The 14629-nt window shown below is 61.4% G+C and carries 13 protein-coding genes and 1 pseudogene; 6 read left to right on the top strand and 8 right to left on the bottom strand.

Translation table 11 applies throughout. The features are described 5' to 3' along the window. The first annotated feature begins 481 nt into the window (after positions 1 to 481). Entirely contained in the window at positions 482 to 1483 is a 1002-nt protein-coding gene (locus tag HAP41_RS28235) for a transglycosylase SLT domain-containing protein (protein WP_224580721.1), read from the top strand. On the opposite strand, the gene HAP41_RS28240 is transcribed toward HAP41_RS28235, so the two are convergent. From HAP41_RS28240 to HAP41_RS28250, 3 genes are all read right to left on the bottom strand, one after another. Further along, a protein-coding gene (locus HAP41_RS28240; protein ID WP_166063836.1) for an IS630 family transposase occupies positions 1419 to 2365 on the bottom strand; the annotation gives its coding sequence in 2 pieces (ribosomal slippage) (positions 1419 to 2026 and positions 2026 to 2365; 948 coding nt in all). The genes HAP41_RS28235 and HAP41_RS28240 overlap by 65 nt on opposite strands. 418 nt (positions 2366 to 2783) lie before the next feature. After that, on the bottom strand, positions 2784 to 4010 hold the full coding sequence (locus HAP41_RS28245) for an IS91 family transposase (RefSeq protein WP_166053869.1): 1227 nt from the start codon (positions 4008 to 4010) through the stop codon (positions 2784 to 2786). Positions 4011 to 4030: 20 nt separating this feature from the next. Next, complete coding sequence (locus HAP41_RS28250) at positions 4031 to 4891, bottom strand: tyrosine-type recombinase/integrase (protein WP_029085027.1); 861 nt, start codon at positions 4889 to 4891, stop codon at positions 4031 to 4033. A 566-nt stretch (positions 4892 to 5457) separates the two neighbouring features. Here HAP41_RS28250 and HAP41_RS28255 point away from each other — a divergent pair. Continuing rightward, on the top strand, positions 5458 to 6459 hold the full coding sequence (locus tag HAP41_RS28255) for an ABC transporter substrate-binding protein (protein ID WP_166095652.1): 1002 nt from the start codon (positions 5458 to 5460) through the stop codon (positions 6457 to 6459). An 88-nt stretch (positions 6460 to 6547) separates the two neighbouring features. Here the strand turns inward: HAP41_RS28255 and HAP41_RS28260 are convergent, their stop codons facing one another. The 4 genes from HAP41_RS28260 to HAP41_RS28275 form a co-directional block, all read right to left on the bottom strand. After that, positions 6548 to 7822: an IS256 family transposase gene (locus HAP41_RS28260; protein ID WP_166080342.1), complete on the bottom strand. Its 1275-nt coding sequence runs from the start codon at positions 7820 to 7822 to the stop codon at positions 6548 to 6550. A 76-nt stretch (positions 7823 to 7898) separates the two neighbouring features. After that, positions 7899 to 8651 carry a hypothetical protein gene (locus tag HAP41_RS28265; protein ID WP_224580720.1) on the bottom strand — a complete coding sequence of 251 codons (753 nt, stop codon included), beginning with the start codon at positions 8649 to 8651 and terminating at the stop codon, positions 7899 to 7901. A gap of 146 nt (positions 8652 to 8797) precedes the next feature. Continuing rightward, the gene (locus HAP41_RS28270) at positions 8798 to 9094 is read right to left on the bottom strand and encodes a hypothetical protein (protein WP_063983776.1); all 297 of its coding nucleotides are present in this window, start codon (positions 9092 to 9094) and stop codon (positions 8798 to 8800) included. Between the two features lie 396 nt (positions 9095 to 9490). Further along, on the bottom strand, positions 9491 to 10453 hold the full coding sequence (locus HAP41_RS28275) for an AraC family transcriptional regulator (RefSeq protein ID WP_166105742.1): 963 nt from the start codon (positions 10451 to 10453) through the stop codon (positions 9491 to 9493). Positions 10454 to 10670: 217 nt separating this feature from the next. On the opposite strand from HAP41_RS28275, the gene HAP41_RS28280 reads away from it, so the two are divergent. The 3 genes from HAP41_RS28280 (at position 10671) to HAP41_RS28290 (ending at position 12868) form a co-directional block, all read left to right on the top strand. Further along, entirely contained in the window at positions 10671 to 11441 is a 771-nt protein-coding gene (locus tag HAP41_RS28280; RefSeq protein ID WP_063983778.1) for an alpha/beta hydrolase, read from the top strand. Between the two features lie 175 nt (positions 11442 to 11616). Further along, positions 11617 to 12387: an alpha/beta fold hydrolase gene (locus HAP41_RS28285; RefSeq protein ID WP_224580719.1), complete on the top strand. Its 771-nt coding sequence runs from the start codon at positions 11617 to 11619 to the stop codon at positions 12385 to 12387. Continuing rightward, positions 12374 to 12868, top strand: a complete 495-nt coding sequence (locus HAP41_RS28290) for a DUF302 domain-containing protein (RefSeq protein ID WP_166095631.1) — start codon at positions 12374 to 12376, stop codon at positions 12866 to 12868. The genes HAP41_RS28285 and HAP41_RS28290 overlap by 14 nt, the downstream gene beginning before the upstream one ends. A 49-nt stretch (positions 12869 to 12917) precedes the next feature. On the opposite strand, the pseudogene HAP41_RS28295 reads toward HAP41_RS28290, so the two are convergent. Further along, positions 12918 to 13184, bottom strand: a pseudogene (locus HAP41_RS28295) (MFS transporter); the annotation flags it as partial. Positions 13185 to 13574: 390 nt separating this feature from the next. Between HAP41_RS28295 and HAP41_RS28300 the strand changes: the two are divergent. After that, positions 13575 to 14627 (top strand): phosphatase PAP2 family protein, encoded by a 1053-nt coding sequence (locus HAP41_RS28300; RefSeq protein ID WP_166095627.1) that lies wholly within the window; start codon positions 13575 to 13577, stop codon positions 14625 to 14627. The last annotated feature ends 2 nt before the right edge of the window (positions 14628 to 14629 follow it).

Genomic DNA, 14629 nt, shown 5'->3' on the forward strand with positions numbered 1-14629 from the left:
GCTCCGCTGAGACCGACGCTGGCGGTCATAAAGCGGATTGCGATTGTCCATCCCAGCGAACCGTCCTCGGGTCTTGCGACGTCGCGGCCTCGAGATGCTTGGGAGCGGTGTGCGCGCGGGCGCCGGTCTCGATGCGCTAACGCACGAAGATGCCTTGCTTAGCGATGGTTGCGCGATATGGCGCCCGTCCTGTTCCTCGGCGGGAGGCGCATCACGACCGCAACTTTCAATTTAGGCAATCTTGGCGACGCGACCGAGACCGGCCGCACCTGCGCCACAGGTGCGCCCCATTGTCATCCCCTCACCTCCTTAATCTGCGTGCCAAGTCGGGGACGTGAATGGGGGGACCGCGGCCGCGCGGCTGGCGACATTGAAGATTTGGCAAACAAGCTGTATTGCCGGCGCGCTGACAGCGACTTCGCTTGTCGCGATTGGTCAGATCGCGGTACCGCGCCCAAGCATCGCAACGCCGAATGCAAGAGTGGCTGATGCATTCAGCGGCATCCCGCTGAATGTGACGACGGTTCTGTCAAATGCTGGCGCCGCGTTTCCGGCCCCGGCCATCGAGACGAAATTCGATACAGGATTATCGGCTAATGCGATCGTTGCGGCGGGATTCAGCGCCGCGGCGCCGGACTCGGTGCCGCCGTCCGATGTAACCACTTCGCAAGAGCCAATGGTGCAGGTCGCCAGCCTTGAGGCAGCGTCGCCCGAGAACTCGGCAACGCTACAGCAGGACCGTCCGCCCGTTGCTTCGCCCAATCCGGGCGAAGGCAAACCGTCGTATCTCAAATACTACGTCTACTCGGAAATTCCGCCGCCGGAAAAACCCGCAAAGATCGCCTTGTCGGCGTTGAGCGACGTTCCGCTCGGAACGCCCGTCCAGGAGATCGAACGTGCAGCCGAAGCGTTCGGTGTCGATGTCAACTTCATGAAGGCGGTCGCCAAAATCGAATCCGATTTCAATCCCAAGCAACGCACCGGCTCCTATATCGGCCTGTTCCAGCTGAGCAAGTTTGAGTTCAGCAAATACGGATCGGGCGACATCCTCAATCCTCGCGACAACGCTGTAGGTGCCGCCTACAAGTTTCTCAGCGAGGCTGCGCTATTCGAAATATTGACGCAGAAAAAGCCGACCCTTTCCGACCTCTACCTGATCCACCAGCAGGGCTGGGAAGGAGCCGCCCAACACATCAGCCGTCCGCAGCGGATTGCCTGGAAGTCGATGTGCGCAACCCGGGAGGGCTCGGCAAAGGGCGAGCGATGGTGCAAGCGCGCTATCTGGGGCAATACGCTGCCTGCGGTCAAACGCGAATGGAAGTCGGTCGATGATCTCACCTCGGGTGCGTTCGTGGCGATGTGGCGGGACCGCGTCGACACGCTCTATGCCCGCTATCCTGTGCTAGAGCGTTTTCCGATCACGTTGCGTCGTAACCAGCCGCGACGAGATAATTTTGACATTCCTCGGGTGAGAAGCGTTTGAGAGCGTTGGCGATTGCTTGCCAGAGATCGGGCATGGTGCGGGCTGCGGCGGTCCGCAACAGCGCTTTCAGTTTGGAGAAGGCCATTTCAATCGGGTTGAAGTCTGGACTGTAGGGCGGAAGATAGAGCAGGCTAGCTCCGACCGCCTGGATGGCCTCTCGAACGCCATGGACCTTGTGAGCGGGCAAGTTGTCCATGATAACGGTATCGCCCGGCCGCAGCGATGGGGCGAGCAATTGCTCGACGTAGGCCAGGAAAGCGTCGCCATCCATTGGACCGTCCAGAACAAGCGGCGCGATCAGACCGTCGGAGCGCAATCCAGCGGTGAACGTCGTCGTCTTCCAATGTCCGTGTGGGATAGCTGCACGACATCGCTCGCCGCGTGGCGAGCGCCCGTAACGCCGCGCCATTTTGGTGTTGGCGCTGGTTTCGTCGATGAAGACGAGACGCTCAGGGTCAAGGTCGATTTGCCCTTCGAACCACTCCTCACGTGCGGCATTTATATCGCCGCGCCGTTGCTCGGCGGCGTGCGCTGTCTTTTTTTAAGTGTGATCTTTCTGCGCTGGAAAAAACGCCAGAGCGACGCGATGCCAGTCGATATTCCACGACGTTTCAACAGTTCTCGCAACTCGGCAAGCGTGATATCCGGCCTCGCTGTCACCGCCTCCAGAATCAATTGCGAATGCGCTTCGATGCGCTGCGATTTGCGGTCACCGCCCTGGCGTTTAGGAACGATGTCGCCAACTTTCTTGAGGCGACCGCGCCAGCGGATTGCACTGGCCGCGCTGACACCAAAGCGCTCAGCAGCCTGTCGACAGGACATGCCACCGTCAATCGCGGCTACCACCCTTTGGCGAAGATCAACCGAAAGCGCCCTGGCCATACATGCTGGCCTCCCTCGCCAGCATGCAGCTTGAATCTGACTCGCGCCGTTTTGGGAATCTGGAGGGTTCTGTGAGGTCGCGCTCACGCGAGGGCGCGGCAGGCGCTTATGACGCGACCTCATTGAAGCCGGATTGAACGAAGGCGCGGGAGGCTATTCGCGGTTTTGCAGCTATGGGGATTGTTCGAGATCGCCATGCCCGATCTGCTGGCTCGGCGCGTGAGGCAGAGACACAGGAGTGCGCATCCTGGAAGAGTTGAGATCAGACGCGCTTCGCCTGAGATCGCGATAGGCCTTTTGCTGCATCGGACGGTTGTTGTCGCGCAGTGTGACAGCACGGATTCGACATCGTCCGCGATGATCGAGACGCTGGGAGCGAAATGACGAATGATGATCGTCGTGCACGACATGACTTGGCTCACGATGTGTCGCATCGGAACGGTGATGTTCGAGGGCTGGGGCGTCTGAAGCTATGTCGAAAGCGCTCAATGATGCGCATGACGCCACCACAATCGGGACAGGCAGGAACCTCGGCCCAGGTTTGAGCCTCCGAATCCACAGGCGACGGCTGGCCATCGTTTGGGGCTGTTCGCTCATGATCGAGAAGTTCGCGGCAAAGGGCGAGCTTGGCAGCGCGATGGCGGTTGGCCATGAAGCCGAAGTGGCGGATGCGGTGGAAGCCGTCAGGCGGCGTATGAAGCAGGAAACGGCGAATGAACTCATCGGGCTTGAGATTCATGATCTTTGTCGCGCTGTTTTGGCGATAGTCCTTCCATGAGAAGGCGACATGATCGTCGTCGAGTGCGACGAGCCGGCTGTTGGCGATCGCGACGCGATGGGTGTAGCGGCCGAGATAGGCCAGGACCTGTGCGGGTCCGCCGAAGGGCCGCTTGGCGTAAACAACCCAGTTGATGCGTCGCATGGCGTCGAGGTGGGCCGCAAAGGCAGCCGGCTCGGCCAGAGCTCCGAGATCGCCGAAGAAACGCAAGGCACCGGAGTTGAAGGCTGCCGACAGACGTTTGAGAAAAAGTGTGCGAAATAGTCTGGACAACGGTTTGACGGCCAGGAAGAAGTTCGGTCGGCAAGCGGTCCAGCGCGCGCCATCGGGCGAGAGGCCGCCACCCGGAACGACGCAATGGACGTGGGGATGATGCATCAGCGTCTGTCCCCAGGTGTGGAGGACGGCGACGCCGCCGATCGCACCGCCGAGCCGGCGTGGATTGGCGGCGAGCGTCGTCATCGCCTCGGCGGCAGCCTTGAACAGGATGGCATAGACGACGGCCTTGTTCTGGAAAGCGATCGCGGCGATCGGTGCGGGAAGTGTAAAGACGACGTGGAAATAGGGAACCGGAAGCAGGTCGGCTTGACGCGCGGCGAGCCACGCGGCTCGGGCTCTCCCCTGACACTTCGGACAGTGCCGATTGCGGCAGGAATTATAGGCAACGCGTGTCGTGCCGCAGTCGTCGCAAGCCTGCATGTGGCCGCCGAGCGCCTCGGTCCGGCACGCAACGATCGCGCTCATCACGCGCCGCTCGACCCGCCCCAGATGACCGGCATGTACACGGCGATAGGCGTCGCCATGCCGGCGCAGAATATCGGCAATCTCGATGGCGGGCCTGTTGGAGCGGATGTCGGAGCGGGTCATGACCCGCATCCCGCTGCGGGTCATCCAGGTGGCGTCACCTCCAGCGACAGGCGATCGAGCGGGCTCTGCGTCGCTCGGATCGTATCGGTGGCGACCTGCGTGTAGCGCGCTGTCGACGACAAATTATTGTGCCCGAGCAAGACCTGGATGATCCGGATATCGGTTCCGTTCTCGAGAAGATGTGTCGCGAAGCTGTGGCGCAGCGTGTGCAGCGTGACGCGCTTGGTCAGGCCCGCAGCCTTCACCGCCGACCGGCAGGCGGCATGCAGCACGGTCTGATCGATCGGATGATCTTCGTCACGACCAGGGAACAGATAAAGCCGCGGCCGGGCGAGCCGCCAGTAGGTGCGCAGGATGCCCAGCAGCTGGGGCGACAGCATCACGTTGCGATCCTTCGCGCCCTTGCCGTGGCGCACCTGGATGACGCCGCGGGCGCTGTCGATGTCTTCGATCCGCAGTCCCGCAACCTCCGAGGCCCTGAGCCCGGCCGCATAGGCGGTGGTGAGCGCGGCGCGGCTCTTCAGGCTCGATACCGCTTCAAGAAACTGAACCACTTCGTCGGCGCTGAGAACGACCGGCAGCTTGCGCGGTTCTCGCGCATAGGGAATGCGCTCTGGGATGAGCGCCTCGCCGAGCGTGACGCCGTAGAAAAACCGTAGCGCACAGACGATCTGGTTCAGCGCCGGCCATGAGATGCCGGTCGAGACCAAATGCACCTGGAAGGCGCGGACGTCTTCCAGCTCTAACCGGTCAGGCGATCGGCCAAAATAGCGGCTGAACTTCGAAACCGCGCTGATGTAGGATCTTTGCGTCGCCGGCGACAGATTGCGGACGGTCATGTCTTCGATCATGCGGCGGCGAAGAGGGCTCAAATCGGCCATCTCGATACTCCTGTCTGAGGGGGTGGGCTCCAACACCCACATCCTCTCAGCCAGGAGGCGATCTATGCCACCTTGCCCCCTACGCCGCGGCAGCGGCTTCGTTCAATCCCCACCCGATTCTTTCCGGTCGGAAAATGCTCTAACGGCGGCGGCCGAACGCTCGAGATAGAACAGCTTGCGACTGCGCACACGCACACCTCTGGGTCGACATTCGTTCCGTCGAGAAGCTGTGTCGGCAATCTAGTTTCCGGCGCCAGGTAAGTTTGCGTTCCGCTCAGAGACTGGGTGGCTGTTCGGCTCCCACGGCCGGATTGACCCAATACCTCGACCAGTGCCGCTCCGCGGCCCGGACTCCTAGATTATTCACAGGCAATCACGTCGGCTGATAACCCATCAGCGAAGTGACGACACTCCTCGTTGAGGTCCGCTTAGTGGGGTGAAGCGGACTGGATTTGCTCACTCTGAGTTCTTCGCATTTTGACCCAAAGCAGACTTTCACCGGCCTGATTACACTTCCAAGGCGCCACCTTTTGTCTGTACGATAGTTCGGCTTGGCTGAGGGCCGCATGAAACGGCGCAAGTTCATCACGGTTGTTGGGGGTATGGCTGCAACGTGGCCGTTCGCAGGTCATGCTCAGCAATCGACCAAGCTTCATCAGATCGGCGTGCTTTCACTCGGCCGCGGTGACAAGTCCGACGCAAGTCTAAAGACTCTCGATGCGTTTGTGCCGGCATTGCGTGTGCTCGGCTATACTGAAGGAAAGAATGTCGCGTTTTACCGTAAATTCGCAGACGGCGATGAGGACAAGCTCAACGAGTACGCGCAGGAATTCGTGACGCACCGCGGCGACGCAATTGTTGCTTTGGCTACCCCGGCCGTCCGCGCAGCCAAGAAAGCGACTTCCACCATTCCGATTGTCGGCATAGGCATGGCAGATCCCGTCGACGACGAACTCGCTTCCAGTCTGGCGCGGCCGGGCGGCAATGTCACCGGGACGGCATTTCTCGGCCCGGAGTTGGTGTCCAAACGGCTTCAACTGCTTAAGGAGATCGTTCCCGGTCTCTCTCACGTTGTCGTTTTGTGGCACCCTCGTGCATACGGTGAGCGCACAATGAAGGGGATGCTGAACGAGATTGAGAGCGCCGCCCGATCTCTCGGAGCAAGCCTTCAACTTGTGCCGGCGGATAGCCCCGCCGATCTCGAAAGCGCGTTTGCGGAGTTGGCCAAAGCGCGAGCGGATGGTCTCGTCGTGTTTCCTAGTCCGATGCTGTACAGCCAGTACTCTCGGATTGTACCCTTTGCCGAGAAGAACCGCCTCCCGACGATCTACGCCGCCAGAGAGGGCGTGGAGCTCGGTGGCCTTGTCTCTTACGGAGTCAACCTGCCTGACCTGTCACGCGCGACCGCTATCTATCTGGACAGAATACTCAAAGGCGCAACGCCAGCCGAGTTGCCGATACAGCAGCCAACCAAGTTCGAGCTGGTTGTAAACCTTAAGGCGGCCAAGGCGCTTGGTTTGGCGGCTGGTCGAGACTCTCTCCTGACCGCCGACGAAGTGATCGAATGAGCAGGCAGAATGTCTGCGATTGGCCCTTTTGAGGGGGATGTCCCGATCGCTGTTGAACTACGTCGGGTCGACGTTGCCGGAATGAATATTACGCAGCCCTCGTGACGTGGGCAACGGACTTGATTGTCATGCGATCGTGGTGAGCTTGAAGGGCCGCACGCAGAACCGACAATTGCTTATGCGCCTTCAATCGTCGGAAGCCCTTGTTGGCCTCGATCATACCGGCCGCGACCCATCGCAAGGCCATACCGGCATCCCGCCAGCGTTTAACGTTGCGCGTGACGCGGCGAATGGTGCCCATCATGTTCTCGGCGATATTGGTACAGGCGAGCGATCGGCGAAGCTCCTTCGGCAACTTCAACCGGACGACAGTCAGGATTTCGTCGAGGCCTTCGAGGATACTGGCCGCAACGCCGGGCCATTGCTGGTCGAGTCGACGCGCGAGATTGCGGATCAATTTTTCAGCCTTGTCGGCGTCATCGAGCTCCCAGGCCTGGCGCAGCACCCGGCGGGTGGCCGCATGATGCTCTTTCGGCAGGCGTTCCATGATGTTGCGCGCCTTGTGGATCTGGCAGCGCTGGATCGCAGCGGCCGAACCGAAGGTGCGGCGGATCGCCTTCGACAACGCCTTCGCGCCGTCGGCGATGAACAGTCTTGGCACCGTCGGGTCGAGCCCGCGCGAGACCAGGTTGTCCAGCAGGGCCTGAACCGTTGCTGCATTCTCGGTCGCCCCTTCCACCAGCGCCAGCGGATGCTTGTTGCCTTCGCCGTCAACCCCGATCGCGGCCACCAGCACGAGATCGTCGTCGAGATGCAGCCCGTCGATTTGGACCACCAGAAGGTCGAGCGCGGACAGATCGGCAGCCATGAAGTCGGCCAGCCGCGCCGCCGACAGAGCCACGAACCTCCGCGAGGCCGCCGACTTCGAAATCCCCGATCCGGGCGGTGCCGGCACGTCACCCTCGGGCAGCCGGACGGCGCGGCCGAACCGGCGCGTCGACACATTGATCAGCATCAGGTTCATCGCCCAGCGACCGAGCCAGTCCTCCTGCGCCGCCGTTTCCCAGCTCGGGATCGTGACCTCGCGGCCGTCCATGCCCCGGACCCGCGGGCGACCGACCTCGATCTTGCCGCCGTGGAAACCGATCCGCCCCCGCGTTCGGCCCCAACGGTGCGCCCGCCGCGCCGCATCACGACCGTGGCGCGGCCCGCAGGCCGCTGTCACATCCGCCTCCATCATCGTGCCGAGCGCCTCGATTCCTGCCGCAAGGCAGAACCGATCGAAGCTCGCTCGCACTTCCGCAAATGATTTCTCCACAGCCCCGGTCGCCGGCCAACCAGCCGGTGTGATATCTCTCGTCATGGCGTTGCTCTCCTTTGTGGAATCAGCACCCCGAGCCTACCGGCTCAAGGTGGGCAACGCCGACCTCTTCAGAAATTCAACAGAACCCGGGACATCCCCTGATGCTGCCCTTGTCCACGCCGCCCTCGAACAGCCGGCCCTGGTAGAACGGGCCGCCGGTCAGGGAGAACGGAAACGGCGCCGGCACCTTTGAAAGCTTCATCGTCACGGTGCGCGACGGCGAAGCCGGGAACGTGCCCTTGAACTGGCCGGCCGGCGGCTGCGTGTGATTGAACTGCTCGGCTGTGATCGTCAGCTCGCACTTCTTCGGCAGCGGGACCGCGACCGGCGCGGACACGCTGGTCACCCTGAGATAGGAATGATAGCGCGCGCGGGGGAAGATGGGGATCCGCGGCCTGCGGATCGGAAACGGAATCAGGGGGTCATCGAGCGCACTGAGCGAACCGGCCAGGCTCGTCAATCCCGAGCCCGCCGCCGCTTCATCTTCGTCCGCGTCGCCCACCGGCACCACGGGCCCCACCGGCGGGATCGGACCGATCACCGGCCGGCTCGAGTAGAGATCGCCGCTGACGATCAGATGGTCGGCGCCGCCGTCGGGTGCCGAGCGATCGACGCGCAGCGTGCCTTCAAAGGTCACGAAGCCCGCGGTCGGCCGGAAGTTGATCTGGTAGCAGCCTTCGCGGAAGTCGAGCCTGCACAGCCTGAACGGCGGAAACGGCTGTAGATCGGTCGAGGCCGGCTGATCGCCGGACTCCTCGTCGCTGAAGCTGATCTGGCGCGACAGCGGGACTTGCGGCTTCATCGCGGGCTCGACCGATGCCGCGGTCATCTTGGAAAGGCTGCCACTCGATTCATGCTCTGAGCAATTGCACATGTCGTCTTCTCCTCGTTGAAAGGGTGAGACGATCGACGTGAGCATCGGGCTCGTTCGCGGGTACAGCCGCGTTATTTCGGTCAGCTGTGGCGTGCGCAGTCCTACGCGCGCCGATAGGTCACGACACAGCCCTCTGAATCCGTAAACTCAAATCGGTCGGCCTTGAGTGAAATGCGATAGGTCACAAGTTCATCAGTCGCCGTCCCGACGACGAGTGTGTTGGAATCCTCGAGACGGTAGATTCCCGCGTCCCACCACACCATGCCCTGCCCTGGTCCGCGCATGCCGCGGTAGGTGCCGGTCGAGAATGTGAGAGTGGCGGGATATTTGTCCGCACACGCAGCCGACGTGGATTTGGTCCACGTACCAACCATGCCCTGTTCGTGTTTGTCAGCCATAGTGTCTCCATAGCTCTCATCGGCCGAGCGGCCGATTGGAGGCTATTTCAACATGCCGTTCTGGCGTGTGCAGCTCATTTGAGGCTGATGTGATGGCGGGTGTGTCAAATCGACCAAATTCACCACGTTCAATCACAACAGGTACTCTATCGCAGCATTGACGCAAGCGTGCGTGTGAGATGCTTCACACCGAAGGTGCGACAATTGAGCACCGGCGATGAGAGCGCGATGAAAGCGCGGCGGAGAAGCAGCTCAGTCCGCATCTTGCGAGAGCGGGCTCAAGTCAGAGCCGGCGACAATGAACAGGACATTGGATGGCGCGGTTGGCAGAGGCGTGGTCGCGTTGCAGCTTGGCAGCAGGCCTGACATTCACCGTGGGCACCAACTGACGCAAATTCAATCGGAGACGTTCGCTTCCGAGCCGTGCGGTTGACCTTGGTGTCCATCAAGGCGCTGAGAGGTCCGGTAGCGGCCGGGCGACATGCCATGATGTCGATGAAAGAGTTTCGAAAACGCCGCCGCTGTCTCGTAACCGACCTGGCTCGCGATCCGTGCGATGGGCTCATCGCTGGTTTCGAGCAGGAACGCCGCTTCCGCCATCCGGCGTTCGATCACATAACGATGCATCGACTGGCCGACGAGGTTGGTGAAGCGGGCCGAAAATACCGAGCGGCCGAGCCCCACGCGATGGCCGAGGTCGCTCAGGGTCCAGGGCCGCTCCGGGTTTTCGTGGATCAATTTGAGCGCCGGTCCGATATGCGGGTCCGATATGGCCCCGAGCCAGCCGCCTTGTCCGGGACTGAGAGACGCGATCCAGCTTCGGAGCACCTCGACAAACAGCACTTCCGTCAGTCGTGAGAGCGCGACGCGCTGGCCGGGACGCTCGAGCGCAGACTCGCTGACCATGCGCCGCAGGATGGCTTCGAGCCAGCCACCGTCCGCCGTCGGCTTCAGCAGAAGCACGGGCGGAAGCATCTCCAGCACGCTGCTGAACGAGGGCCGCGACACGGTGAAATTGCCGCAGATCATGGTCGAGAGCGGCTTTGCACGGCCGCCGTGACGAACGACGCCCAGACGTGCCGACGATCGATCGAGGTCCACAATCTGCAAAGGCTTGGCCCGGCGATCCGAATAAAACACATGGGGCTCGCCGCGTGTGATGACGACGAAATCGCCCTCGGTCATCTGGATTTCCTGTCCGAGTTCGAGCGCGAGGGTCGCGGAGCCCCGACTGAGATAGTGAAACAGCGCGTAGGGGCGCGCCGGCAGCGCCAGATTCCAGGGATGACCGAGCTCGAAGTGGAACAGCAGCGTCCCGCCGAGACGAACGCGATCGAGCACTTGGGCAAGGATGTCCATGCCGCCGAAGTTAGTCCGGTGGACGGTCGGACACAACATCCGGACGATTGATCCCTACCGTCCGAAAAGCCCGCGAACTAGGTCATGTCGCGGCGGGCCGACGTCATGTGCGGCAACCATTTCGCCAACGGCGGATGGAAGAAACCGCGACCAGGCAGGAAACGCCTGTCCATTCCCCCGGACCTTATTCCGTCCGACATATCAACAGGAACAATCAATGCTAAATATCCTTCTCTCAGCCGCCACCGTACTCCTGGCCGGAACGGCATGGGTCGGCCCCGCCCATTCCGCTGAGTTGCCCAAGGGAGCAGCCCACAACATCGTGCTCGTGCACGGCGCTTTCGTGGACCAGACGAGCTGGCAGCCCGTTGCCGATATTCTGTCGAAGAAGGGCTACAACGTCACGCTCGTGGAAAATCCGCTCACTTCGCTCGCCGCTGACGTCGATGCCACCAAGCAGGCGCTCGCGAAACAGGACGGCAGGACCGTTCTGGTCGGCCATTCATGGGGCGGCGTGGTGATCACGCAAGCCGGCAACGATCCCAAGGTCTCGGCGCTGGTCTATGTATCCGCCTTCGCGCCGGAGGTCGGTCAATCCCTGGCGTTGCTGGCCAAAGACGGCCCGCAGACCGAAGGCGTCAAGGCGATCCATCCCGACGCGAAGGGCAATCTGTATATCGATCCCAAGTTGTTTCCGTCAGCCGTCGCGGCTGACCTTCCTCCGGAGATCGCCGAGCACCTGGCCAACTCGCAGCTTCCGCTGAGCCTCGCTGCGTTCGAGGCGCCTGTCAGCATTGCGGCCTGGCGCGACAAGCCGACGTTCTACGTCATCACCACGAAGGACAAAGTCATCGCGCCCGAGGTCCAGAAGTTGTTCGCAGCCAGGATGAAGGCTCAGACGACGGAAGTCGCCGGCAGCCATGCCTCGCTCGTGGTCCATGCGAAGGAAGTCGCTGAGGTCATCGAAAAGGCGGCACTCGCGAAGTGACGAACCTGCTCCCGGCGCTGTCGCGCCGGGAGCGCACACGCTCGCTCGGAGGAATGCGGAACGCCTCGGACCGCGATGGCGCGAAGCGCCAGCGACATCCTGGAGGAAGGTTTCGGTCGCCGCGCTACGTGCCTCACCCGCTCGATCATTTCATGCCAAGCATCCGGAGTACGATATGACTCAACTCGACATCGCGAACCAGGACGCCCTCACACTCGAAACGGCGCCAACCCGTTACATCGAAGGCCAGGGAATCCGCTTCGCCTATCGCCGTCTCGGCCCCGCGACTGGAACACCGCTGGTTCTTCTGCAGCACTTCTCGGGAAACATCGACGGATGGGATCCCGCCGTCGTCAACGCTCTGGCCGCTGATCGCCCCGTGATCGCCTTTGACAACGCAGGGGTCGGCCGGTCGACCGGTCAAACGCCCGACAACGTCGCGACGATGGCACGAGACGCCGTGGATTTCATCGACTTGCTCGGCCTCCTCGAAGTGGACCTGCTTGGCTTTTCTCTCGGCGGCTGCGTCGCTCAGCAGATCGCCGCCGAGCACGGACTGCTGGTCCGCAAGCTCATACTCGTCGGTACCGCGCCGAAAGGCGGAGAAGAACACTTGTTAGCGGTTCTGCAGCAAGCGTTTTCCCAAACCGATGTGCCGGCCCCCCGCCTGCCGCTGTTCTTCACGAATTCATCCGCCAGCCGGTCTTCCGGCTTGGCCTTCCTGAAGAGGACCAAGGTGCGCAAGGATGATCGGGACACCGATAACGGCAGCGCGGTAACCGATCCACAGGCCAAGGCGCTGATCACCTGGTGCGCCACACCTGATCCCGGGCACGCCATTCTGCGCGCTATCCGCCAGCCCGTTCTTGTGGTCAGCGGCAGCCACGTTCCCCAGGCGCACTTTATCCATGAGAATTGTTACAGAGGACAAAATGACAATCGCTAAAATCGAAGTGGAGCGCTTCAGCCTCACGAGCTTAAAATCATTCGACACTATTGTGGCGGCGCTCAAGTCGGCGGTCGGGCAGCCCAACATGGTCGAATTTTTCAAGGAAACGAGGGCGACAAATTCCTTCCCGGATTTGGAGCGCGTTGTACGAAGCGGCCTCGGCCGAACGGACCTTATGCTCTTCGCGGAATTTGACTTGGGCGACATTCTGCGTCGCGAAGCCGGATCCAAGACGCCTAAAATCATACGGCTTGTGATCGGCAATCCACTCATCATGAAAGAAATGGTCAAGCACGTGCCCGATGCTGGATCTTACGCTCCGGTCACAGTGCTCATTGATGAGCGTTCCGATGGCGTGCATGTCTCTTACGACAAAATGGAGAGTTTTCTGCTGCCTTATGGCAATTCGGACGCACTCTCCGTCGCCCGAAATCTCGATGCGAAAATCACAACCTTGCTACGCGAATGTGCAAGCTGAACGCCCTCGACGTCTTCGGCCGATGGAAGTGCGATGGCCGGCTCGCCAGCTACGCCGTCCGCAGTACCAGCGCGGGCGGCTGCGACGGCCGGATCAGCGCGAACGCGACCTGGATGATGCCACCGGCCAAGCCCAGCGCCACGCCGGTGCGCCAGGCCGTGGTGTAGGAGCCGAGCGCGTCGTAGAGAACCCTTCCTCCGTAGGCGCCGAGGAAGCTGCCGATCTGGTGGCTCATGAAGACGAGGCCTTGGATCATCGCCTGCCAGCGCAGGCCGAACATCTCGGCGCCCGCGACCAGCGGGCCGACGCCCGTCCACGCGCAAAGAGCGGATAGCCTCGCACATTGAGTGCACTATCACCGTAATCGCGAGTTCGGTCGAGAGGCCGGCGGCGTCGCCCGTCATGATGGCCCGCACAGCACGCGCGAAGGCAAATCCCAGCGCGGCGCACCAGCAATGCCGGTTCGCTTTGCGCCCAGAATCCGCCCTCCTCGTCGGTTCGCTTTGTGAATGGTCCTGATGGGCGCTCGACAAACGAGGATAATGGCTCTCGTTCACCCGCCGTTAACCTGGAACTTCTTTTGATTGTGCGACACGTCTTGCGCAACCCCTGATTATGATCGACTTTAGGTTGATCACGACGCTCATGCGAACCCATCGGTTCGTTTTGATTGCAAGGTTCGCTGGGAATGAAATCCGACGCAAGAATGACGGCGGTCAAGGGGAGCGCCGAGCCGCCGAGAAACTCACATAAAATCGACGAGGATCCTCAAGCCGCCTGGCAGCTGTTCAACGCAAACTGGTTGATCATTGCCGTTATGGGGAGTCTGCTCGCGTTAGGGCTGACGTCCACCAATCTTCGTCTCGAACCGATCGCGTTTGGCACAACGCTGGCGATCGCGGCGGCCCTGCTCGCTGTCGCTTATCATCATCGGCTGACCAGGGGTGATCGCACCGATCCGAAGCTCTTTTTCTCGCTCGGAACGATTGGACAGGTCATTCTCACTTGCGCCATCGTAGGACCGCTTAGTTATGTCGCGGGAGCAATAGGGTATCCTCTCCAGGATCAGGCGCTGCTTTCTGTGGATCGCGCACTTGGTTTGGATCCCGAGCCCATCATTCGGTACGTCAACGACCACCCATGGCTTGCGATCATCTTGTCGCGCGCATATGGGCTGATCAAATGGCCACTGCTCGGCATTCCCATTGTACTCGTCCTCACGGCGCGGTACGCACGGTTGCAATTGTTCATGCTCGCAATGAGTGTTGCGCTCGCGGTCGCAATTGCCATCTCTGTTTTCGTACCTGCCATCGGCACCTACTACGGATTGCAGCTGCCACCGGCTCGGTACCCGAACATCGACACATCGGTCTATGCTGGACAATTGCGGGACATCCTGGCCTTGCGTGACGGCAGCCTGCGCGAACTCGGACTTTTCAAGCTGGCCGGTATCGTTTCATTCCCGAGCTTCCATGCCGCGTCAGCCGTGCTCTACATGTGGGCGTTGTGGCCGGTACGCGCCGTGGGAGGCATCGCGGCAACTATCAATATCCTGATGATCGCGGCGACCCCCGTGATCGGCGCACATTATTTGATCGATCTTGTTGGCGGCATTCTGCTCGCCGTAGCATCAATCCTGGCGGCGACGAGTTATCTCAAATGGCTCAAGCGGACCCAGAGGACATCCGCCGCGTCGGCACCCGACTGGTCGCAAAAGCTCGTCAATTGTGCGAACGGCAGCCAGACACTCTCGCCTTGAGT

The sequence above is a fragment of the Bradyrhizobium barranii subsp. apii genome (genome assembly GCF_011516635.5).
Classification (GTDB): Bacteria; Pseudomonadota; Alphaproteobacteria; order Rhizobiales; family Xanthobacteraceae; genus Bradyrhizobium; species Bradyrhizobium barranii.

Excerpts from the sequence above, each read along its gene's own strand:
- HAP41_RS28275 (WP_166105742.1), bottom strand. The coding sequence starts at position 10,453 with ATGGACATCCTTGCCCAAGTGCTCGATCGCGTTCGTCTCGGCGGGACG.
- HAP41_RS28300 (WP_166095627.1), top strand. The coding sequence starts at position 13,575 with ATGACGGCGGTCAAGGGGAGCGCCGAGCCGCCGAGAAACTCACATAAA.
- HAP41_RS28290 (WP_166095631.1), top strand. The coding sequence starts at position 12,374 with ATGACAATCGCTAAAATCGAAGTGGAGCGCTTCAGCCTCACGAGCTTA.
- HAP41_RS28245 (WP_166053869.1), bottom strand. The coding sequence starts at position 4,010 with ATGACCCGCTCCGACATCCGCTCCAACAGGCCCGCCATCGAGATTGCC.
- HAP41_RS28280 (WP_063983778.1), top strand. The coding sequence starts at position 10,671 with ATGCTAAATATCCTTCTCTCAGCCGCCACCGTACTCCTGGCCGGAACG.
- HAP41_RS28285 (WP_224580719.1), top strand. The coding sequence starts at position 11,617 with ATGACTCAACTCGACATCGCGAACCAGGACGCCCTCACACTCGAAACG.
- HAP41_RS28250 (WP_029085027.1), bottom strand. The coding sequence starts at position 4,891 with ATGGCCGATTTGAGCCCTCTTCGCCGCCGCATGATCGAAGACATGACC.
- HAP41_RS28265 (WP_224580720.1), bottom strand. The coding sequence starts at position 8,651 with ATGACCGCGGCATCGGTCGAGCCCGCGATGAAGCCGCAAGTCCCGCTG.
- HAP41_RS28255 (WP_166095652.1), top strand. The coding sequence starts at position 5,458 with ATGAAACGGCGCAAGTTCATCACGGTTGTTGGGGGTATGGCTGCAACG.
- HAP41_RS28270 (WP_063983776.1), bottom strand. The coding sequence starts at position 9,094 with ATGGCTGACAAACACGAACAGGGCATGGTTGGTACGTGGACCAAATCC.
- HAP41_RS28260 (WP_166080342.1), bottom strand. The coding sequence starts at position 7,822 with ATGACGAGAGATATCACACCGGCTGGTTGGCCGGCGACCGGGGCTGTG.